General features: G+C 55.6%; 24 protein-coding genes. 7 read left to right on the top strand and 17 right to left on the bottom strand.

All coding sequences use genetic code 11. The features are described 5' to 3' along the window. Nucleotides 1-8: 8 nt before the first annotated feature. Nucleotides 9-746, top strand: a complete 738-nt coding sequence (gene ubiG, locus ACXAGA_RS05325) for a bifunctional 2-polyprenyl-6-hydroxyphenol methylase/3-demethylubiquinol 3-O-methyltransferase UbiG (protein WP_475116486.1) — start codon at nt 9-11, stop codon at nt 744-746. On the opposite strand, the gene ACXAGA_RS05320 is transcribed toward ubiG, so the two are convergent. The 5 genes from ACXAGA_RS05320 to ACXAGA_RS05300 are packed head-to-tail and all read right to left on the bottom strand — an operon-like array spanning nt 743 to nt 3,786. After that, nucleotides 743-1,528, bottom strand: a complete 786-nt coding sequence (locus ACXAGA_RS05320) for a GNAT family N-acetyltransferase (RefSeq protein WP_475116485.1) — start codon at nt 1,526-1,528, stop codon at nt 743-745. The genes ubiG and ACXAGA_RS05320 overlap by 4 nt on opposite strands. After that, nucleotides 1,525-1,968: a MarR family winged helix-turn-helix transcriptional regulator gene (locus tag ACXAGA_RS05315; RefSeq protein WP_475116484.1), complete on the bottom strand. Its 444-nt coding sequence runs from the start codon at nt 1,966-1,968 to the stop codon at nt 1,525-1,527. Before ACXAGA_RS05315 ends, ACXAGA_RS05320 begins: the two co-directional genes overlap by 4 nt. Beyond that, nucleotides 1,949-2,797: a carbon-nitrogen hydrolase family protein gene (locus tag ACXAGA_RS05310; protein WP_475116483.1), complete on the bottom strand. Its 849-nt coding sequence runs from the start codon at nt 2,795-2,797 to the stop codon at nt 1,949-1,951. The genes ACXAGA_RS05315 and ACXAGA_RS05310 overlap by 20 nt, the downstream gene beginning before the upstream one ends. After that, on the bottom strand, nt 2,794-3,048 hold the full coding sequence (gene grxC, locus ACXAGA_RS05305) for a glutaredoxin 3 (RefSeq protein ID WP_475116482.1): 255 nt from the start codon (nt 3,046-3,048) through the stop codon (nt 2,794-2,796). The genes ACXAGA_RS05310 and grxC overlap by 4 nt, the downstream gene beginning before the upstream one ends. 27 nt (nt 3,049-3,075) lie before the next feature. Then, nucleotides 3,076-3,786 (bottom strand): ComF family protein, encoded by a 711-nt coding sequence (locus tag ACXAGA_RS05300; protein WP_475116481.1) that lies wholly within the window; start codon nt 3,784-3,786, stop codon nt 3,076-3,078. Nucleotides 3,787-3,811: 25 nt separating this feature from the next. Between ACXAGA_RS05300 and ACXAGA_RS05295 the strand changes: the two genes are divergently transcribed. Both ACXAGA_RS05295 and hemH read left to right on the top strand, forming a co-directional pair. Continuing rightward, a complete protein-coding gene (locus tag ACXAGA_RS05295; protein WP_475116480.1) occupies nt 3,812-4,633 on the top strand; it encodes a methyltransferase domain-containing protein in 822 nt (273 codons plus the stop codon). A 50-nt stretch (nt 4,634-4,683) separates the two neighbouring features. Next, entirely contained in the window at nt 4,684-5,757 is a 1,074-nt protein-coding gene (gene hemH, locus ACXAGA_RS05290; RefSeq protein ID WP_475116479.1) for a ferrochelatase, read from the top strand. 59 nt (nt 5,758-5,816) lie between these two features. Here hemH and ACXAGA_RS05285 read toward each other — a convergent pair whose 3' ends face one another. Both ACXAGA_RS05285 and ACXAGA_RS05280 read right to left on the bottom strand, forming a co-directional pair. Beyond that, nucleotides 5,817-6,002 carry a hypothetical protein gene (locus ACXAGA_RS05285; RefSeq protein ID WP_475116478.1) on the bottom strand — a complete coding sequence of 62 codons (186 nt, stop codon included), beginning with the start codon at nt 6,000-6,002 and terminating at the stop codon, nt 5,817-5,819. Between the two features lie 147 nt (nt 6,003-6,149). After that, entirely contained in the window at nt 6,150-6,734 is a 585-nt protein-coding gene (locus tag ACXAGA_RS05280; RefSeq protein ID WP_475116477.1) for a L,D-transpeptidase, read from the bottom strand. 161 nt (nt 6,735-6,895) lie between these two features. Here ACXAGA_RS05280 and dalA point away from each other — a divergent pair, with 161 nt between their 5' ends. Then, nucleotides 6,896-7,402 carry a divisome-associated lipoprotein DalA gene (gene dalA / locus ACXAGA_RS05275; RefSeq protein WP_475116476.1) on the top strand — a complete coding sequence of 169 codons (507 nt, stop codon included), beginning with the start codon at nt 6,896-6,898 and terminating at the stop codon, nt 7,400-7,402. On the opposite strand, the gene ACXAGA_RS05270 is transcribed toward dalA, so the two are convergent. The 6 genes from ACXAGA_RS05270 to hslO all read right to left on the bottom strand — a co-directional run bounded on the left by ACXAGA_RS05270 (nt 7,399) and on the right by hslO (nt 13,894). Then, entirely contained in the window at nt 7,399-7,890 is a 492-nt protein-coding gene (locus tag ACXAGA_RS05270) for a L,D-transpeptidase family protein (protein ID WP_475116475.1), read from the bottom strand. The genes dalA and ACXAGA_RS05270 overlap by 4 nt on opposite strands. Before the next feature lie 77 nt (nt 7,891-7,967). After that, a complete protein-coding gene (locus ACXAGA_RS05265) occupies nt 7,968-9,167 on the bottom strand; it encodes a class I SAM-dependent RNA methyltransferase (protein WP_475116474.1) in 1,200 nt (399 codons plus the stop codon). Nucleotides 9,168-9,211: 44 nt separating this feature from the next. Beyond that, nucleotides 9,212-11,056 carry an ABC transporter ATP-binding protein gene (locus ACXAGA_RS05260; protein WP_475116473.1) on the bottom strand — a complete coding sequence of 615 codons (1,845 nt, stop codon included), beginning with the start codon at nt 11,054-11,056 and terminating at the stop codon, nt 9,212-9,214. A gap of 129 nt (nt 11,057-11,185) precedes the next feature. Beyond that, complete coding sequence (locus ACXAGA_RS05255; protein ID WP_475116472.1) at nt 11,186-12,322, bottom strand: CCA tRNA nucleotidyltransferase; 1,137 nt, start codon at nt 12,320-12,322, stop codon at nt 11,186-11,188. Then, the gene (locus ACXAGA_RS05250; protein WP_475116471.1) at nt 12,313-12,906 is read right to left on the bottom strand and encodes an NUDIX hydrolase; all 594 of its coding nucleotides are present in this window, start codon (nt 12,904-12,906) and stop codon (nt 12,313-12,315) included. The genes ACXAGA_RS05255 and ACXAGA_RS05250 overlap by 10 nt, the downstream gene beginning before the upstream one ends. Beyond that, nucleotides 12,893-13,894 carry an Hsp33 family molecular chaperone HslO gene (gene hslO, locus ACXAGA_RS05245; RefSeq protein WP_475116470.1) on the bottom strand — a complete coding sequence of 334 codons (1,002 nt, stop codon included), beginning with the start codon at nt 13,892-13,894 and terminating at the stop codon, nt 12,893-12,895. The genes ACXAGA_RS05250 and hslO overlap by 14 nt, the downstream gene beginning before the upstream one ends. A 79-nt stretch (nt 13,895-13,973) precedes the next feature. Between hslO and ACXAGA_RS05240 the strand changes: the two genes are divergently transcribed. Then, nucleotides 13,974-14,405 (top strand): NUDIX hydrolase, encoded by a 432-nt coding sequence (locus ACXAGA_RS05240; protein WP_475116469.1) that lies wholly within the window; start codon nt 13,974-13,976, stop codon nt 14,403-14,405. On the opposite strand, the gene ACXAGA_RS05235 is transcribed toward ACXAGA_RS05240, so the two are convergent. After that, nucleotides 14,402-15,163, bottom strand: coding sequence for a hypothetical protein (locus tag ACXAGA_RS05235; protein ID WP_475116468.1), 762 nt, complete (start codon nt 15,161-15,163; stop codon nt 14,402-14,404). The genes ACXAGA_RS05240 and ACXAGA_RS05235 overlap by 4 nt on opposite strands. 125 nt (nt 15,164-15,288) lie before the next feature. Between ACXAGA_RS05235 and ACXAGA_RS05230 the strand changes: the two genes are divergently transcribed. Further along, nucleotides 15,289-16,515, top strand: a complete 1,227-nt coding sequence (locus ACXAGA_RS05230; protein WP_475116467.1) for an argininosuccinate synthase — start codon at nt 15,289-15,291, stop codon at nt 16,513-16,515. Nucleotides 16,516-16,580: 65 nt separating this feature from the next. Continuing rightward, the gene (locus tag ACXAGA_RS05225; RefSeq protein ID WP_475116466.1) at nt 16,581-16,862 is read left to right on the top strand and encodes an SCP2 sterol-binding domain-containing protein; all 282 of its coding nucleotides are present in this window, start codon (nt 16,581-16,583) and stop codon (nt 16,860-16,862) included. Nucleotides 16,863-17,000: 138 nt separating this feature from the next. Here the strand turns inward: ACXAGA_RS05225 and ACXAGA_RS05220 are convergent, their stop codons facing one another. The 3 genes from ACXAGA_RS05220 to ACXAGA_RS05210 all read right to left on the bottom strand — a co-directional run bounded on the left by ACXAGA_RS05220 (nt 17,001) and on the right by ACXAGA_RS05210 (nt 20,645). Next, nucleotides 17,001-17,414, bottom strand: a complete 414-nt coding sequence (locus ACXAGA_RS05220; protein WP_475116817.1) for a DUF7282 domain-containing protein — start codon at nt 17,412-17,414, stop codon at nt 17,001-17,003. A gap of 104 nt (nt 17,415-17,518) precedes the next feature. Beyond that, on the bottom strand, nt 17,519-18,385 hold the full coding sequence (locus ACXAGA_RS05215; protein WP_475116465.1) for a ribokinase: 867 nt from the start codon (nt 18,383-18,385) through the stop codon (nt 17,519-17,521). Between the two features lie 4 nt (nt 18,386-18,389). Continuing rightward, on the bottom strand, nt 18,390-20,645 hold the full coding sequence (locus ACXAGA_RS05210) for an NADP-dependent malic enzyme (RefSeq protein WP_475116464.1): 2,256 nt from the start codon (nt 20,643-20,645) through the stop codon (nt 18,390-18,392). Between the last annotated feature and the right edge of the window lie 62 nt (nt 20,646-20,707).

Below are 20,707 nucleotides of genomic sequence, written 5' to 3'. Positions count from 1 at the left end.
GTTCACAAATGACACAAACCACCGTTGATCCCGCAGAAGTCGCAAAATTCGAAGCGATGGCCGCCGAATGGTGGGACCTAGAGGGTAAATTCAAACCCCTTCATATGATGAATCCTGTGCGTCTGGGGTACATCACCGAACAAATCGCTGCCGAATTCGGCCGAGACTTGGATTCTGACCGCCCATTCGACGGGTTGCGCATTCTGGACATCGGGTGCGGCGGCGGTTTGCTGTGCGAACCTATGGCGCGTCTGGGCGCGACAATCGTGGGAGTTGATGCCGCTGAACGCAACATCCCCGTGGCGCAAGCCCACGCCCGCCAATCGGGTCTGGACATCGATTATCGTTTCACCACAGCCGAAGCGATGGCCGCAGCGGGCGAACAATTCGACGTCGTTTTGAATATGGAGGTCGTCGAACACGTCGCCGACCCTCTGGCCTATCTGACGGCCTGTCAGCAACTGTTGAAACCGGGCGGTCTGCACATCTGTTCGACCATCAACCGCAATCCGAAATCCTATGCCGTTGCCATCGTCGGGGCCGAGGTCATCATGCGCTGGCTGCCAAAGGGCACCCATGAATGGTCGAAATTCATCACGCCTGATGAACTGTTCGACCTGATCGCCCGCGCGGGTCTGGATCCTGTCGACCGCAAAGGGTTCGTATTCAACCCGATCCTGTGGACATGGTCCGTCAGCGACCGCGATCTATCGGTCAACTACGTCACCGCATCGATCAAACGCTAATAGGCGCGTTTCATCACGCTTGTGATCACCTCGAACGGTTTGAACCCCACACGTTCATAGACGCGGCGGGCACTGCCAGTGGCGTCTGTCGCAATCAACACGGTCGCATCGGGGGCGCGGGCAATCGCCCATTCATGCGCAATACCCAACAGCGCCGCACAAATGCCGCGACCGCGGTAGTCAACATGGGTCGCCACCGCCTGATACCGCGCGACGTCCTGATCGTGGAAAATACCCAAATCGGCGACCAATAGATCGCCATCAAACGCGCCAAACCATTGGCCTTCGCCCCGCGCAATTTGATCGCGGCGGCGCGCGTTGCGGGACTCCAGATAACTGCGATGCGTTGCGTCAGCAAAGCCCAATTCGACGCCGATAGCCTGTTGCGCGTCGATCAGCTGGCCCCAGTCATCATCGCCGATGGGTCGGGCGGTGATGCCGTCAGGCAGGTCAAACCGATTGATGTCACGCCCGCCCGACAGGAACACATCCCGTTCGACGCTGAAACCGCGTTCGCGGAACCAATCTGCGGTCGCTTCGGCCATTTGAAAATCGGGAATATCCCAGCAGATCACCGCATGTTTCGACGTTGGGAAATGCCGATCAAACCGCGCCAAAACCGTCGCGGGATCGATCGGAGGCATCTTTTCCACGATGCAGTTGCCGTACCAAAAATCAGGTTCATCCGGCGTGTGGAATTCGTAGTATTCGGAATGTTCGGTGACATGGGTAAACCCCCGCATCACCATCAGGTCACTGCGTATGCCCTCAGACCGGATCATTCGTTATCGCTTAGGACTTGGCGCAATTCGCGCAACACAGGCAGAACCGACCGCACTTTTTCCGCGCCGACCCGTTCAACCAGACCCGCAATCACCGGTGTCATCGCCGCCAGCGCCGCATCCCGCGCCTGCATGCCAGCGGGGGAGATCGCCACCATTTTGCGGCGGGCATCGTCCCAATCGGGGCGGATATGCACCCAGCCCGCCCATTCCAGTTTACCCAGCGTGTTGGTCATAGCGCCGCGCGTCAGGTGAAACGTTTTCGCCAGCTGCGCAGGGGACCGTTCAACGCCCGAATGAGCCAAATGGTTCAGAACGGAAAAATGCGACAGCTCCATCCCTTTGGGCAGAACGCGCGCAACGTTGGCGCGGGCCAATTGGTCCACCGTCAGAATTTCACTGAACAAAGTCACCGCAAGGTTATTGGTCTGACTGTCCATCGGGGCCCTTAAACTGTTTGTCATGCGACAAAGACGGAATACGCTGCCGTGCTTTTGACACCTCTTCGGGGCAAAGATCAACGAAAACAATACCTTCGGACGTGCCTGCATCCGCAATAACCGCGCCCCAAGGTGAAATAGCCATTGTATGCCCATAAGTTTGGCGACTTTTGCCTGACTTTGCAGGATGCGTGCCCGTTTGCGCAGAGGCCAAAACATAGGCGCCGTTTTCAATCGCCCGCGCCCGCAACAACGGTTCCCAATGCGCCGCGCCCGTCACAGGAGAAAAGGCCGCAGGCACCAGAATGATCGAAGCCCCCGCATGGGCCAACGAACGGTAAAGATGCGCAAAACGCACGTCATAACAGACCGACAGCCCCAGTTTGCCAAAGGGCGTATCGCACACCACCGCCCAATCCCCAGGCCTAAACCCAGCAGATTCGCGGTAGGTTTCGGTTTCCGACACGGTCACGTCGAACATATGGATTTTGTCGTACCACGCGGCGATATCCCCCGCTGGATCGATCACAAACGACCGATTGGCGAACCGTCCGTCAGGATCATCGGTTTTCACGGCAATCGATCCGATCGACAGCCAAATCCCCAATCGCGCGGCCAGATTGCGCAGACCTGCCAAAGTCGGGTCATCGTCCTGATGCCTTAGAATATCGTTCTGATGCGACCGATTTTGCGACACGATATTGGTGACTTCGGGCGTTAGGACAAACCCCGCGCCCTGATCCGCAGCGGATTCAATCATCGCGCTGATCCGCGCCAGATTGTCCGCCGGATCATCCGATCCACAAAACTGGATCAGAGCCGCCTTCATGCCAGCATCGCGTCCAGTTTACCCGCATGTTCCAGCGCATATAGATCGTCGCAGCCGCCAACGTGATCGTCGCCGATCCAGATTTGCGGCACAGTGCGACCACCGTTTGCGCGTTGAATCATTTCTTCGCGGCGCTCTGGTTCGTCGAACAGGTCGACTTCGGTAAATTCGACGCCTTTGGATTTCAGCAACATTTTCGCGCGGTGACAAAATCCGCAAATCGGGGTCGTGTAAATTTCAACAGGTTTCATAGCTCACCTTTTCGATATGCTATGTATCTAGGGGTCTTTGACCGCGCGCGCCAGTGTCAGAACACAAACCCGCCGTGCGCCTGCGGTATGAACAGCCTGCGCCGCAGCCCCCAAAGTCGCCCCCGTCGTCATCACGTCATCAATCAAAATGACGGGCCTATTCGCGATCGCCTCGGCCCTTTTGGGGTTTATCGCTATCGTTCCGTTTTGTGCGGCAATCCGTTCATCGCGCGTCATCCCTTGGGTCGTTTTGGTTCGGACCGTGCGCAGTAGACCGTCTTCGATCACTTGAACGGCGGATCGTTTGGCTATGCCCTGCGCCAATAATGCCGACTGATTGTACCGCCGTTTCAAAAATCGGGTCCAATGCAGCGGGATAGGCAATAAAATGCTGTCAGGTTCCAGCAGAGGCGCCGCAACGCGCGCCATTTGCCGTGACAGCATAGGCACCAGATCGTGCCTGTCCCCATGTTTTAGACCCAGCACCATTTTGCGCCCAGCGCCCGAATACCCGAAAACCGTGCGGCCCTGATCCCAGTCGCGCGGGCTGGCCAGACAGTCATCGCAATGCCCGTCGCCTTCGCCGACCAGAACAACACCGCAGCAGGTGCAAATTGCGCCAAACGCATAATCTGTATCCGCCCAGCACGTCGGGCACAGCCCCGTGTCAGATTCGGTCAACGCGTCGCACAGGCCACATTGACGCGGCATGACCATTCGCAGGATGCTTTGCAACATCGATAGTTTTCCTTACATACAGCCTATGACCAAACCGCCCCAAATCACTGATCGCGCCGCGCTGAACAAAAACCGAAGCCGGATGACCGAAACCTTTCTGTTCGATGCCGTCGCAGACGAAATTCAAGAAAGACTCGGCGAGGTTAACAGAACCTTTACGGACGTTGCCGTTGTGTCAGGGCAGCCAGATTACTGGGGCCAGTATTTCCCGAATGCCACACATGCAGCTGATACGGACCTGCTGGATCTAAAACCGTTGCAGCACGATCTGGTCGTACACGCCATGTCGATGCATTGGGCCAATGATCCGATTGGCCAGATCGTACAGTCGCGCAACGCGCTGCGCCCTGATGGGTTGTTCCTATGTGCGATGTTCGGCGGTCAAACCCTGCATGAACTGCGCACCTGTCTGGCCGAGGCCGAAAGCCGCGTGACAGGCGGCCTGTCCCCACGCATCGCGCCCATGGGCGAAATCCGCGATATGGGGTCGCTGCTACAACGATCATCGGTGGCGCTGCCAGTGGCGGATACAGCCGTGCTGAACGTGTCCTATACCGACATCTGGGCACTGATGCGGGATGTGCGGGCGATGGGCGAATCCAACGCGCTGGACGCACGTCTACGCACGCCAACACGCCGCGCCGTGTTTGAAACGGCAGGCAACATTTACAAATCCCACTACGGCGACGATCAGGGGCGCATCAACGCGACCTTTGAAATCATCTATCTGACCGGATGGGCGCCATCGGACGATCAGCAAAAACCGCTGCGTCCGGGGTCGGCTCAGGCGCGGCTAGCTGACGCGCTGGGTGCAAGAGAACTGAAACTACCCGATACGAATAATTGACCATTGCGGCTGGCGGATTAACTCTGCCCCTAAAATGCGGAACGAGGAATATGACCCAGACCAAGAACACCGGCGGCATCGCCGTTTGTCCGGCCCACGCGCCAAAGGATCACCCCAAAGTCAAACCAACACGCATTGGCGTTTTGCTAGCTAACCTAGGCACGCCTGATGGCACCGACTATTGGTCCATGCGTCGCTACCTAAGCGAATTTTTGTCGGACAAACGCGTGATCGATTATCCCGCGTGGAAATGGCAGCCGATCCTGCAGGGCATCATCCTGTCGATCCGTCCGCAAAAATCCGGCGCGGCCTATAAATCCATCTGGAACAATGAACGCGACGAAAGCCCCCTACTGACGATCACGCGCGACCAAACGGACGCCATCCGCAAAGAGATCGAGGCCGCCTATGGCGATCAGGTGATCGTTGATTTCTGCATGCGCTACGGCAACCCTTCGACCGCGTCCAAGGTCAGTGAAATGGTCGCGGCGGGCTGCGATAAAATCCTATTTTTCCCGCTGTATCCGCAATACGCAGGCGCAACATCGGCCACTGCGAATGACCAGTTTTTCCGCGCCTTGATGGACGAAAAATGGCAACCTGTTCCGCGCGTTGTTGCCCCCTATTTCGAACATGAAAAATACATCGACGCGTTGGCCGCATCCGTTCAACGCGCCTATGACGCAGCCGAAGTCAAACCGACCAAACTGGTTTGTTCCTACCACGGCCTGCCAAAACGCTATCTGACCGAAGGCGGCGATCCGTATCACTGCCAATGCACCAAAACCACACGCCTGCTAAAGGAACGTCTGGGGTGGGCGGACGATCAGATCATCACGACCTTCCAGTCGAAATTCGGCCCCGAAGAATGGCTTCAGCCGTACACGGTCGAAGAAGTCGCGCGCCTGGCCGAACAGGGTCACACCAATATTGCCGTCTGCGCCCCTGCATTCAGCGCCGATTGCATCGAAACGTTGGAAGAGATCAACGAAGAAATCAAAGAAAGCTTTGAGCACGCAGGCGGTGAACATTTCACCTATATCCCGTGCCTGAATGATGATCCGGCGCATATCGACGCGCTGACGGATATCATCAAAACCAACCTTGCGGGTTGGATCGACTAAAACAAAAGGGCCGGCTGCAAACGCAACCGGCCCTTTTTAATTCGATTACAGAACAGAAATTAGTTCTGCGACGCTACTGCGATCAGTGCCAGAGCGATCATTGGGATGATCAGGCCGTTCGACGACGATGGTGCAGCTGCTTCTTCAACAACAACTGGTTCCATGACAACAACAGGTGCCATGCCGCCAGCAACAGCGGTCGATGCAACGCCAGCGAAAGCAGCGGCCAGAGCGATCTTTTTCATAATATTTCTCCAATTCTTGCCGGCTGACCAAAGGTTGAGGGCGGCAGCCGACAAATAAGACTTACCTCGTGTATTCTGTAAACTAGAACTTTCTGAGGTTTGCCAAGCAATTTAGATAAGATTCACACGATCACACGGGCAAATTTGTCAAATTAGCAACACTTGTGTGCCGACTTTGGTCAAATCATACAAATTTGCGATATGTTCGTTGTACAAACCGATGCAACCATTTGATGATCGACGCCCAATTTTTCGCGTATCGTGGGTGCCGTGGATGCGGTAATAGGTCCACGACAGGTATAATGCATGCGTTCCCAACGGATTATCCGGGCCCGGACCAATGTATTCAGGCCAATCAGGATTACGTTCCAACATCGAAGGGGTCGGACGCCAATCAGGGCCAACGACCTTGCGAATAATCTCTGTTCGACCCAAGCGCGTTAAATCCGCAGTCATCGGAACAGATGTCGGGAACAGTTTATAGACCGATTCGTCTTCGGACCAGAAATGCAACGCGCGGCTTTGTGTATCGACCAGAATTGCGCCGTTGTTCAGGTTGGTGAAATATGGCTGCCAATCCAACGAACGAAAGCTGGAAATATTCCGCTGCAACGACTGCGACAGGTCGCCTTCGATTTCGGTGGAATTCGATGTTTGTGCAGCTGCGGTCGACCCAATGGTCGCGGCCGTCGCCGCAAGAAAAGCACGGCGGCTAAATGTATTGGTGGTCATAACGATGTCTCCTGTCGGGATCGCCCGATTTCCCCGCAAAATAAGAGGTTGTACTGTGACAAGCAATTCACACCATCGGGAGAAGTCACTTTCTTGCTTTTGGTGGGTTTGAATTGCCACTGCGCTATGGATATGGATGGTCCAACAGAATGGAGTTCGCAATGAATCGTCGCAGTGTTGTGTTTGGTTTGGGTGCCTTGGGTTTGTCAGCTTGTGCAGCTGCCCCCGTTGCCACGGCGCCAAATGGTGTCCGCATCTATATGATTGACCCTGCAGACGAAGGCGCAATCCAGTTCCGCGTTCTGGACGGCGTCAACGCCCTGCGCCAAAGCGCTGGCCTGCGCCCCGTACAATTGAACGCACGCCTGAACGCTGCGGCTGCGACGCATTCGCGCGACATGTCGCTGCAGAACCGCCCGTGGCATTTTGGATCTGACGGATCTTCGCCTTTGGATCGCGGTCGCCGCGTCGGATACGAAGGCCGCATTTTGGGCGAAGCGATTTCCGAAACATTCGAAACAGAGCTGCAAACCCTCACCGCTTGGGTCAGCCAAACGGATACACGCGCCGTGATCATGGACGCCGACGCCACCGATTTGGGTTTCGCATGGTTCCAAGAACCCAACGGCAAAATATGGTGGACGATGGTGCTGGGTCAGTCGGCCTAAGCCACGATCAAAATCGGCGTGCCGGTTTTCACCATCGCAAAAATATCTTCGATTTCATGATTATGGACCGCGATACACCCCGCGGTCCAATCCGTATTCGCGTCGACATCTGCGGGCGTACCGTGGATGAAAATATCCCCGCCCGGCGACCGCCCTTGCGACCACGCGAAAGCACGATCCTGCGCGTTGGGATATGAAATGCCGATCGACAGGTGAAATGCGCTGTTCGGGTTATGACGGTCAATCACATACAGTCCTTCGGGCGTCCGTCCGTCGCCTTCGAATTGTTTGTGACCTTGTGGCGCAAACCCCAATTTCATCGCGAAATCCGCCAAAACGGAATCGTTGTTCATCAGATACAAACGCCGTTGGGATTTACTGACATAAATGCCTGTGACGTCGGGACCATCATAGGTTTTGAAACGTGGTGACGTGCACCCCGCCAGTCCTGCGCCCAAGGCCAGGATAAAACTGCGCCGCGTAAACATTGCTCACTGCCTCTAGCTTTTCGCTATTTTATCCACAGTATAAACGATTTGCTTATGCGTCGCTAGAAGGCTGCTGATCACATTTTTGAACGAACAAAGGCTGCCACAACTTCGGTGTGGGGCGACCAGCGGAATTGATCAACCGTGCGTAGCGCGCTGATCGCGAATCCAGCATCAATCAACGTTTTCGCGTCCCGTGCGAATGTGACGGGATTGCACGATACCATTGCCACCGTTTTCAGGTTTGACGCCGCGATTTCCGCGATCTGTGCTTCGGCTCCGGCGCGGGGTGGATCGATGATCGCAGCATCAAATTCATTCAACTCGTCGGGCAACAACGGACGACGGAACAGATCGCGCGCTTCGGTCGTGATGGTGTGCAAACCTTGGGTATCGCGCCATGCACGGTCCAATGCCGCCATCATTACCTTGTCGCCTTCGACCGCGTGAACGTCTGCCGTTTTCGCCGCTGGGAACGAAAAAGTGCCCGAACCCGCAAACAGATCAACCACACGTGCAGCGTTGCCCACAATCGCCTGAACAGCCGATTGCAACGCGGTTTCGCCTTCTTTGGTCGCCTGAAGGAACGCGCCGGGTGGCGGCACAATCCGCGCGTCGCCAAATTTCTGGCGTGGCGGTCGCAAAGTCACAACGGGTTCATCACCCCAAACCAGCCGCGCAATATCGTATTCATTTGCCCAAGCCGCCAAATCAACGCGCAACTGTTCCGTCAATTCAACCGATGTTGAAATATGAACATCGGCGCCATCGATGCTGTCGGTCACGGTCAAACCGATTTCGCCTTTGCGGCTGGCGGCCATACGGGTCAATTCGACCAATGCAGGCACCGTTTTCAAAATAGCAGGCGTCAACAGCTGGCAATCGGGGATCTCTACGATTGTATCCGACGCGCGTGCGTGGAACCCGACCAGGGCGCTTTTCTTGGTTCGGCGACCAGACAATTTGGCGCGGCGACGCGAATTCGCAGGCGAAGTATCGACCGCCTCGACCTGTGCGTCGATCCCTTGGGCTGCCAATGCACGCGTGACGATGCCCGTTTTCCATTGCGCCACAAATGGTTCTGATGCGTGCTGCATCGCGCAGCCCCCACACGCCTTGAAATGACGACAGACAGGAGCGATCCGTTCCGCCGACGGGGATAAAACCCGCACGCCATCGGCTGTCAGCTCGACTTCTTCTCCGGGCAAAACACGCGGCACCAAAGTACCATCGTCCGCGCGCCCCAGACCCAAATGTGTAATGGATTCAATTTTCATGCAGCGGTGATTAGCAACTGGGCGCGATCAGTCAATGGGCGCAATCACTCTGCCCCCAAAAATCCACCCGATTGACGCGCCCAGAAACCCGCGTAGATGCCTTGTTTCGCCAATAACTCGGAATGGGTTCCGATCTCTGCGATGTGGCCTTTTTCCATCACAATGATCCGATCCATCCGCGCGATCGTCGACAAACGGTGCGCGATTGCGATCACTGTTTTGCCGTCCATGACATGATCCAGACTGGTTTGGATTTCGGCCTCTACCTCTGAATCCAGCGCTGATGTGGCTTCGTCCAATATCAATATCGGAGCATCTTTCAAAATCGCGCGGGCCAGCGCGATCCGTTGACGTTGACCGCCCGACAATTTCACGCCGCGTTCCCCCAAAAACGCGTCATAGCCAGACCGACCTTTGAAATCGCGCAGGTTCTGGATGAAATCGTCTGCGGCTGCCAATTTTGCGGCAGCAACGACTTCTTCGTTGGTGGCGTCTGGGCGGCCATAGCGGATGTTGTCCAACGCCGAACGGTTAAACATCGCGGTTTCCTGCCGCACGACCGAAATTTGACGGCGCAAAGCCTCTTGGGTCAGGTCGCGGATGTCATGACCATTGATCGCAATTCGACCCTGTTCCACGTCATATAGCCGCAAAAGCAACGACACGAACGTTGATTTGCCCGCACCAGATGCCCCGACCACGGCCAGTTTTTCGCCCTTGCCGATAGTCAGGTTCAGATCGTGGATCGCGGTAATTTCCCCGCCATAGGAAAACCCGACCTGATCATAGATGATCGCGCCTTTGCCATCGAAATCGTCGATCGCATCAGGCCGGTCCAACACATCGTGCGGCTTGGCCAAGGTCTGCATGCCGTCTTCGACTTCGCCTATGTTGGAAAAAATCGAAACGGCGGTGAACCCCAACCGATTGGTCAGCATGCTAAGCCGTGACCCGATCATCGCCGTCACCGTGATATCACCCACCGTGGCCTGACCGATGGACCATAAATACAAACTGCCCAAGATCGACACGATGGGTAGAATTCCGCCCAAAGTCACCAAGGTCATCCGAAAGGCACCGACCAGATATCCAAACTCTGTAGCGCGGGTGCGAAACGTGTCTAACGCGTCCAAAGCGGCGCGGTCTTCGTATTTGTGGTGGGCGAATAATTTCACGGTCGCGATGTTGGAGAGCGTATCCACCAACTGCCCAGACACCACCGTCCGCGCACCCGCCCGTTGTTTGGATTTTTTCATGACGCGCGGAATGAAAAACCACAGCGCGACGGCATATAGCGCACCCCAAATGGCAAAGCCCAACAACAAACGCGCATCGATCCCGCCCATCAAAATCAGCGCACCAACAAACATCGCCAGGGCGAACACAACAACATCAGCGGTTTCGACGATAATATCCGTCAAAGACCGCGCGACCTGCATTGTTTTCTGGCTAATCCGCCCGGCAAAGTCGTTTTCGAAATATTGCATCGAATGCCCCAACGCGTATCGGTTTAGGCGGCTAATGATCAGGGGAAACAAATTTGGGTGCAGCAGGACAGAATTGGTCGCGGCATCCGCTGTTAGAATAACGGGCCGAAGGATCAGGAAAAACACCAAACCGATAGCAATTATGCCCGCAAAGGGGCGCCAAAACCCCTCTGACTGCGCACTGGACGCCGCACCAACCACCCACCCCGCAAAGGCAGCCGACGCCAATTCGATCAAGCCGACCAAAAATGCTGTGGTCACGGCCAATAGGATTGCCTTCTCGGCTCCGGAAACGGCCCAACGGCCAAAGGCGAACAAACGTCTGGGGGGCGCACCGTCCGCTGGGGCAAAAGGATCAATCAACGTATCGACCCAAGTCTGGATCCGCGAAACTATGGTCATAATATTCCCTGCAATTCGTCGAAAAATGCAACGTCGGTGGCGGAATATTCAATGAATATCGGCTAAAAGGCGTTTGCCCAATCGGGCCTAATGATCCTGACTATAGGCCCTTTAACGCGGTGGTAAACGCTACCCGTCGCACAATTGCGATTTCGTGAGCGAAAAGCCAGAATTGATCCACGCCTGCTCTAGCTCTTTCAGCTTTACCCCCAATGCCGCGCCGGAATAGGCTGGCATAAGATCAACGGCACGCACTGGAAACACCTGACGGCTGGCGTGTTTGATTTGGTCAATTTCGGATTGGACAACCGGCTGTCCCATTAACGCTTGCCGCACCAGATAGCTATCAAGGCACGTTTCTTTGAACCGATACCCCATTTCTGTCAAATCAGTCTCTAATCCAGCGAGAATTGCGTCGAATTCTTTGCGTTCGGCATTTGAAAACCGTAGACGGTCAGGCACATTTTCACCGCCCATCACAGCAAAACGGCGGATCGGGTTTACCGTTTCCCCCGCTTCAATGTGAACCAACACAGGTAATGCGGCAGCAGACGCACCGGGCAACACAGCCGCTAAGACACCGCTCGCCTGCATTGCGGAAACCGCAACGGACGGGTCGGGCGCAGACAACAGTTTACGCATCTCTGATCCAATGCGTTCCGCCGAAATTTGCGCCAAACCATCGCTATGCATCGCACAGGCCGCCAGCCCGTCGGCATCAATGCCCAGCGCGTCATCGCCATACCATGCGGTGAAACGGAAAAACCGCAGGATACGCAGGTAATCCTCTTGGATGCGGGCATCGGGATCACCGATAAATCGCACGTGCCGACGTTCAAGGTCAGGCAGTCCGCCGACGGGATCAAACACCTGCCCCGCCGCGTCGCAATACAGCGCGTTCATGGTGAAATCGCGGCGTTGCGCGTCCTCTTCTTTTGTGTCAGAAAAGGCGACTGTGGCGTGACGCCCATCGGTTTCCACATCGCGGCGGAACGTTGTCACCTCAAACGGGATGCCATCCGAAATGATCGTAATGGTGCCGTGGTCGATACCTGTGGGAATTGCCTTTAATCCAGCCTGTTTTGCCTGTTTTAGGGTCTGTTCTGGCCGCGCGTCGGTGCAGATATCCAGATCAGATACCGGCGCATCAATCAGCGCATTCCGCACACATCCGCCGACAAAATAGGCCTGAAACCCGCCATCTGCCAAAGCCGCACAAACCGCCTGAGATGCGGCGCTGGTCAACCAATCCGCCGTCAGTCGCATAACCGCCCCGCAAGCCCGCGCAGCATCCGCGCTGTTGCGCCCCAAATGTAATATGGCCCGAATGGAGCCACGTAATAATACCGCTTTCGGCCCTGCCAACGGCGGCCTTCGATGCGGAAATTGGCGGGGTCTGCGATATGATCGAACGGGACAGTGAAAATTTCAGCCACTTCGCCATGCTCGGGGCGGTGTTCGAAATCCCCACGGATCATCGCCACAACAGGGGTCGCGATATAGCTGGTCACCGTTTCATGCGGCGGCAAAAGGCCCAGAATATCGACCTGTTCGGGCGGCAGACCGACCTCTTCTTGGGCTTCGCGTAGGGCGGCCTGTTCCAGTGTTTCGCCCTGTTCCAATTTACCCCCTGGAAACGCGATCTGGCCTGGATGGTGTTTCAGCCGCGCTGACCGTTTGGTCAGCAGCAACCGCCCGTCTTCGTGAAACGCGACCAGCACTGCTGCAGGTTTCAAAACGCGGTTTTCAGGCAGTTTAGTGTCTGGATTCAGATCAAAATCCGAAGAATCTCCGCCCTTTTTGGCAAGGGCAGAGATCAATAGTTGTTCTATCGAATTATTCGGCGTCATCCGGTTTTACCGATGCTTCAAACCCCAGAGTTTTGGGGTCGAATTCGTAATGCGCGCCGCAGAATTGGCAATCGGCGGTTACGATACCTTCGTCCGTGGTCATATGCGCGATGTCTTTGGCCGAATAGATCGACAGGCTTTCGCGGACGCGGTCAGCGGAACAGGAACAGCCGAATTTCACCGACTGCGGATCATAGACGCGCGGCTGTTCTTCGTGGAACAGACGGACCAACAGTTCGGTCGGCTGCACCGATGGGCCGATCAATTCCAAATCGTCCACGGAATCCAGCAGGATGTTCGCGCGGTTCCAGTTTTCACCTTCGTCTTCGTCCAGCAGATCGTTGGCGGCCAGCAGGCCAGCCTCGCCCGATCCGCCTTCGCCGGAAGCGAAAGGCGATGCTTTGGGCATGTGTTGCAACATCACGCCGCCCGCGCGCCAGCTTTCGGCCTGACCCGCCAGTGTGGATTTACCAAAGGACAGTTCAAACCGCGTCGGCAGCTGTTCGGACTGCGCGAAATAGGTTTCCGCACATTTCGACAGCGATCCGCCTGCAATGGGCGTGATACCCTGATACGGCGTCATGCCTTGGCCTTGGTCGATCAGGATTGCAAAATAACCTTTGCCGATCATGTCGAACGCTGGTTTCGATGCATCCAGACGGGCGTCATCGAACGACGCATAGGCACGAATACGGGCGATATCGCCCTCTTTTTGTGGGGCGTAGTAATCGGTCGCAATCAGGCGTGCAGGACCGTCACCGCGAACCTGCAACGACAGTTTCCAGCGTAATTTCATCGTCTGACCGATCAGCGCGGTCAGCAATGCCATTTCCGCAACCAATGCTTCGATCTGGGCGGGATAGTCGTGCTGCGACAGCACCTGATCCAACACACCGTCCAAACGGGCCACGCGGCCGCGCACGTCCGATGCATCCAGCTGAAACGGGAGGACAGTATCATCCCATGCGATTTGACTGCCGAGGTTCATAGGCTTTCCTTACTTGGCGCGATTTGGCATATCGTGTCCATATAAGCGCATCAGTGGCAGGTCCAAGGGGTATTTCGTTATGAAACGATATGGTGAACCAGTTAAGGCGGGCATTCAATACACAGCGCGCCCCGGCGTTTACGTGATTTTGCCGCGCGGAAATCAATTGCTGGTCACACTGCAAGACGGCGATAACCCTGAATTCCAACTGCCCGGCGGCGGTATTGATGCAGGCGAACACCCCATTGCGGCCTTGCACCGCGAAGTGATGGAAGAAACCGGTTGGACCATCGCCGCACCGCGCAAACTGGGCGCCTATCGTCGGTTCTGCTATATGCCGGATTATGACAAATGGGCTGAAAAGATCTGCCACATGTATATGGCGCGCCCGATCATGCAGGTGTCAGACCCGTTAGAGCCTGACCATACCCCAGTTTGGATGCCAGCCAATCAGGCGGCCGTCACGATCGCCAGCGTGGGCGACCGTGCATTTGTGCAAAGCCTGCTTTAGTCCGCCAATTCGCGGCCTTCGATCAGCATCCCGTATAGCGTTGTCAGGACGCTAACGTTGACCATGATAAACAACCAGTTGGTCGCGATATCCAAAACGAACGCGATAATGGTCGCAAATTCATAGAACATGCCCACAATCAAGGTAGAGGCGAAATTCAGGGCGATCAAAATGGTCGTTACGCCTAGAATTTGGCCCGAGGCCGATTTGGTTTTTTCCATGGATTGGCCAATCGACATATTTTGTCCAACGGCGGCGGCAGGAAGGATCAGGCCGAAACGCAAACCAAGGAAGTTGATCAGCAACATCACCAAACCCATGCCCATCGACAACAGGAACAACCCGCCCATCGACAGCAGCATCATGACGACCATTCCAGCCGCTGCGCCGATCAAAATCAAGATCAATGCGATTACGATGGATTTCGCGACATAATTCCCAATCGGGCGATCCGCCAACGCTGGTAAAACACCTGGATATTCTTCTAGCAAAATGAACCGGTGCCATGCGACAGCGATCCACGCAAAAATAAATATCGCTGCGGCGCACAGAATCAAAACGGAAACGAACAAGGCGCCCGCAGATGCGTTTTCAACGGACTGCATCGGGTCGATTGACGTAAACGACACGTTCGCAACGCCGCCAAGAACAAGCGCCAGCAACACGAAAATCAACATCGGTCCAACCGACACCTTTAGCGCGTCGCCAATGTTGCCAAAAATCATGCGAAACGCGTGAAGGACAATTTTCCAAGCCACGATGAAACTCCTAATCCAAATTTCCGCCAAAAGGCCATGAATACGGGCGATTGGTCAATGGGCTACCCTTGCTTGCCACATGAAAAACAGGTATCGCGCCTTGGATATTCACAAAGGAGCGCCAGATGTCTGCACCAAAGAAAGTGGTCCTTGCCTATTCGGGCGGACTGGATACCTCGATCATCCTGAAATGGCTGCAAACCGAATACGGTTGCGAGGTTGTCACCTTTACCGCTGACTTGGGCCAAGGCGAAGAGCTGGAACCAGCACGAGCTAAAGCAGAGATGCTGGGCATCAAATCGGAAAACATTTATATCGAAGACATCCGCGAAGAATTCGTTCGCGATTTCGTTTTCCCGATGTTCCGCGCCAACGCCGTCTACGAAGGCCTGTACCTGCTGGGTACCTCGATCGCGCGTCCTTTGATTTCCAAACGTCTGGTTGAAATCGCACGTGAAACCGGCGCTGACGCTGTGGCACACGGCGCGACCGGCAAAGGCAACGATCAGGTTCGTTTCGAACTGGCCTGCTATGCCCTGAACCCAGACATCAAAGTGATCGCGCCTTGGCGTGAATGGGATCTGTCGTCGCGTACCAAACTGCTGGAATTCGCAGAACAGAACCAGATTCCAATCGCCAAAGACAAACGCGGCGAAGCGCCTTTCTCGGTTGATGCGAACCTGCTGCACACGTCGTCCGAAGGTAAAGTTCTGGAAGATCCGGCCGATATGGCACCGGACTACGTGTTCCAGCGCACCGTTCACCCAGAAGACGCACCAGACACCCCAGAATTCATCGAAGTCACCTTTGAAAAAGGCGATGCAGTTGCGATCAACGGCGAAGCAATGTCGCCTGCAACCATCCTGACTCAGCTGAACGAATACGGCCGCAAGCACGGCATCGGTCGTTTGGATTTCGTTGAAAACCGTTTCGTCGGTATGAAATCGCGCGGCATCTACGAAACCCCTGGCGGCACCATCTTGCTAGAGGCACACCGCGGTATCGAACAGATCACTCTGGATTCGGGCGCAGGCCATTTGAAAGACAGCCTGATGCCTCGTTACGCCGAACTGATCTACAACGGTTTCTGGTATTCGCCAGAGCGTGAGATGCTGCAAGCCGCGATCGACAAATCCCAAGAGCACGTAACAGGCACCGTTCGCCTGAAACTGTACAAGGGTTCGGTGAACACTGTTGGCCGCTGGTCCGATCATTCCCTGTATTCCGAAGCGCACGTCACTTTCGAAGACGACGCAGGTGCATACGACCAGAAAGACGCAGCAGGTTTCATCCAGCTGAACGCGCTGCGCCTGAAATTGTTGGCAGCACGTAACGCCCGCGTCAAAGGCTGACGCAGCGTTTCGATTGATTGATTGATGGCCGTCCCCTAGCCGTAAGGCAGATATAGGGGGCGGCCATGACTTTTTCAGACATCGTAGACATGTTGAAACGCGGACTAGAGGGCAAAGAATTGTCCAACGTCCTGAAATTTGACTGCGGCGATGACGGCAGCGTTGCGATCGGGCCGAACGGCGTATCAACCGACAACCCCGATGCCGATTGCACCATCAAAATCTCTACCGCCAATTTGGAAAAGCTGCTCAAGGGTAAATTGAACCCGATGACGGGGCTGGCGATGGGAAAACTGAAAATTTCGGGCAATCCAGCGGTTGCCATGCAACTGGCAAAACTAATTTAAATTCAGACAGTTGCGCCGAAATGGCGGACTTATCCACAGGATTTTCGATTCCCTAGGCGGCTAGGTCATCGATTAGACAAAAGAAAAGGGCCGGTAGGAACCGACCCTTAACATAATACTTTGCACGCAATGCGTGAATTATTGCGCTGTCACAACCGTCATCACCAGATTGCCGTCCACCCGGATTGGGCCGTCTTCGGTTGCGCCCAAGCTGTATTCGAAACCGCCGGTGGTCATGCCGCCGTCTTCGCCGTGAACCATCAGCATCAGCATTTCGCCTGCTGCGACGTCCTCTTGCAGGATTGCAGTCACATCCATGTTTTCACCGTGGCGCAGCGGCGCATAGCCAACGACAGGGCCTGGTTTCATTTCGGCGTCGGTGCGGTGCACAACCATCCAACCGTTTGCAGGTGCAATCACAGCGTCAGCGGTCACAGTGCCGCCCGATACGTCCTGATCCGTTGCGGTGACGCTCGGCGCCATCGCGTGCCCTGCGGCCAGCGCAGCGGATGCAGTTGCGGTCAGGCCAATAGCAGCGATGATAGATTTGATAGTCATGTGAAACACTCCCTGTGTTTGTTGTTACACTAAGAAGTACGCGACCCTATCCAAAAGAGATAACACCGCAGCGATCACAAACGATCACGCATTCGGCATCAAGCCGTAAACGCCTGAACCTCTGCCAGATCAGGGATGACATCTGCGGTGCCTTGACGGGTGACCATCAGCGCGCCCGCTTTGGTTGCGACCTGCATGGCCTGCTGAACGGGCATTCCGCGATCAAGGCAAGCCAGAACATAGCCCGTGAACGTGTCGCCCGCGCCAGTGGTATCCACTGGTTTCACGTTTATCGCTGGGATTTCGATGCGTTCGCCGTTTTGCACCAGAACAGAGCCTTTGCCGCCCATGGTGATTATGACGGTTTCGATGCCCAGATCTGCGGCCTCTTTGCCCAGCGCATCGGTCAATTGCGCCATTTCGATTTCATTCAAGATCAGGAAATCGACAAACGGCAGCACGGCAGACACAGCATCCGCATCAAATGGCGCAGCGGCATACGCCACCTTGAGCCCCATTTCCTTGCCCAGCTTTAGCGCCTCTGCCTGACCGTTGGTTTCATTTTGCGTGACGATCCAATCACCAACGGCGGCTTCGGATAGGGCGGATTTGATTTGGTCGCTGGAAATTTGCGCGTTCGCACCCGGTTGCAGGACAATCGCGTTTTCGCCATCAGCCGCGACCATGATGAACGCTTGGGCCGGATCGCAGTCGATTTCCGCGATGTGGCGCGTGTCCACGCCGTATTCCATCAAACGGTCACGGGTCCAACGGGTATCCGCTGTCACTGCACCGATGTGACGGACATGCGCCCCTGCCCGCGCTGCAGCAACGGACATATTGGCGCCTTTGCCCCCCAAAAACACTTGGCGCCCCGTGGACGCCAAGGTTTCGCCTGGGGCGGGAATATGCGGTACGGAAACGATGATGTCCGTGTTGATCGATCCCAGATTCCATACCGCCATAGTTTTATCCCACGTTACAGGCTGCAAGCACGGCCATGTTCATAATGTCGTTCACAGTCGACACGGTTGAACAGATCTGGATCGGTTTATCAACACCGGCCAAGATAGGGCCAATCACGGTTGCGCCGCCCATTTCCTGCATTAGTTTCACAGAAATAGAAGCCGAATGGCGGGCTGGTACAACCAAAACATTGGCTGGGCCAGTCAGACGGCTGAACGGATAATGTTCGGCTGCTTTGGGGTTCAGCGCCACATCGACGGTCATTTCGCCTTCGTATTCGAAATCAACGCCGCGTTCGTCCAGAACCTTTGGTGCGATGTGCATTTTTTCCGCACGTTCCGAAATCGGATACCCAAAGGTCGAGAACGAAACGAACGCCACGCGAGGATCCAGACCCAAATCTTTGGCAACTGCGGCACCGCGTTCTGCGATGTCTGCCAAATCTTCTTGGTCCGGCCATTCGTGAACCAAAGTATCCGCGATCAAAACGATGCGGCCTTTGTTCAATACGGCCGACACTCCAACAGCGCCCGATTTCGGGGATGCGTCAAACACGTGGTTGATGGCCTCTAGCACGTGGGCGGATTTACGGGTCGCGCCTGTGACCAGACCGTCACCGTGACCATGCGCCACCATCAGCGCGCCGAATACGTGGCGGTCACGCGATGCCAGACGGTTGATGTCGCTGCGGTCGAAACCTTTGCGCTGTAGGCGCTGGTACAGGAATTCCTTGTACTGATCCAAATGCGCAGTGTTGCGGGCGTTGACGACTTCGATCTCTTCAACGGCGTCTGCCATGCCTTCTTGGGTCAGCAGATCGGCGACCTCTTTTTCGCGGCCGATGACCAAAGCTTTGCCCAGACCGCTGCGCTGGTACTGAACCGCAGCGCGCAGAACGCGAGGATCGTCGCCTTCGGCAAAGACGATGGTCGCTTGGGCCGCGCGAGCACGGTTGAACAGACCGCGTAGGATGTTCGCGGTTGGGTCCATGCGGGATTTCAGCGAAACCTCGTAGGCATCCATATCAACGATCGGACGACGGGCAACGCCGGTGTCCATACCTGCCTTCGCCACCGCTGGCGGGATGGTGTAAATCAAACGCGGGTCAAACGGCGTTGGGATGATGTAGTCACGACCGAACGACAGTTTTTTGCCGTAAGCCATGGCAACTTCGTCTGGAACGTCTTCGCGCGCCAGTTCGGCCAGCGCGTTCGCACAAGCGATTTTCATATCGTCGTTGATCGCACGCGCGTTGATGTCCAGCGCGCCGCGGAACAGATATGGGAAACCCAGAACGTTGTTCACCTGGTTCGGGTAATCCGAACGGCCCGTGGCAACGATGGCGTCTTCGCGGACGGCGTGCGCCTCTTCCGGGGTGATTTCTGGATCAGGGTTCGCCATTGCGAAAATCACGGGGTTCGGCGCCATGGATGCAACCATATCCTGCGTTACCGCGCCTTTGGCCGATACGCCCAAGAATACGTCGGCGTCTTTCATCGCTTCGGCCAGTGTGCGGGCATCAGTGACAGCGGCATGCGCCGATTTCCACTGGTTCATGCCTTCGGTACGGCCCTGATAGATCACGCCTTTGGTGTCGCACATGATGCAGTTGTCGTGCTGCGCGCCCATCGCTTTGACCAGTTCCAGACACGCGATACCCGCAGCGCCAGCGCCGTTCAGAACGATTTTACAGTCTTCGATCTTTTTGCCCGAAATATGCAGCGCATTGATCAGACCAGCGGCGCAGATAACGGCGGTGCCGTGCTGGTCGTCGTGAAAGACAGGGATATCCATCTCTTCTTTCAGGCGCTGTTCAATAATGAAACATTCGGGCGCTTTGATGTCTTCTAGGTTGATACCGCCAAAGGTCGGGCCCATCAGACGCACAGCGTTGCAGAATGCATCGGGGTCTTCGGTATCCAATTCGATATCGATCGAGTTCACGTCGGCAAAGCGTTTGAACAGAACCGACTTACCTTCCATCACAGGCTTGGACGCCAGCGCACCTAAGTTACCCAGACCCAGAACAGCTGTGCCGTTCGAAATCACAGCCACAAGGTTGCCCTTGGTCGTGTAGTCATATGCGGTTTCTGGTTTTGCTGCGATTTCTTCGCACGGAACCGCCACACCTGGCGAATAGGCCAGCGACAAATCACGCTGTGTTGTCATCGGGACAGTTGCGGTGATTTCGAACTTCCCTGGGTTTGGTTCCATGTGGAATGCCAACGCGTCTTCGCGTGTGACCTTTGCCTTTGACATATTATTTCTCCGTTAGCGCCCCAACCATCTATCGTTTCATGCCATATGCCCGCAACGGGATA

The sequence above is a fragment of the Marivivens sp. ABH4_498 genome, assembly GCF_056160585.1.
Note: the sequence above shows the minus strand (reverse complement) of the source record. Positions and strands in the feature narration are given on the sequence as shown.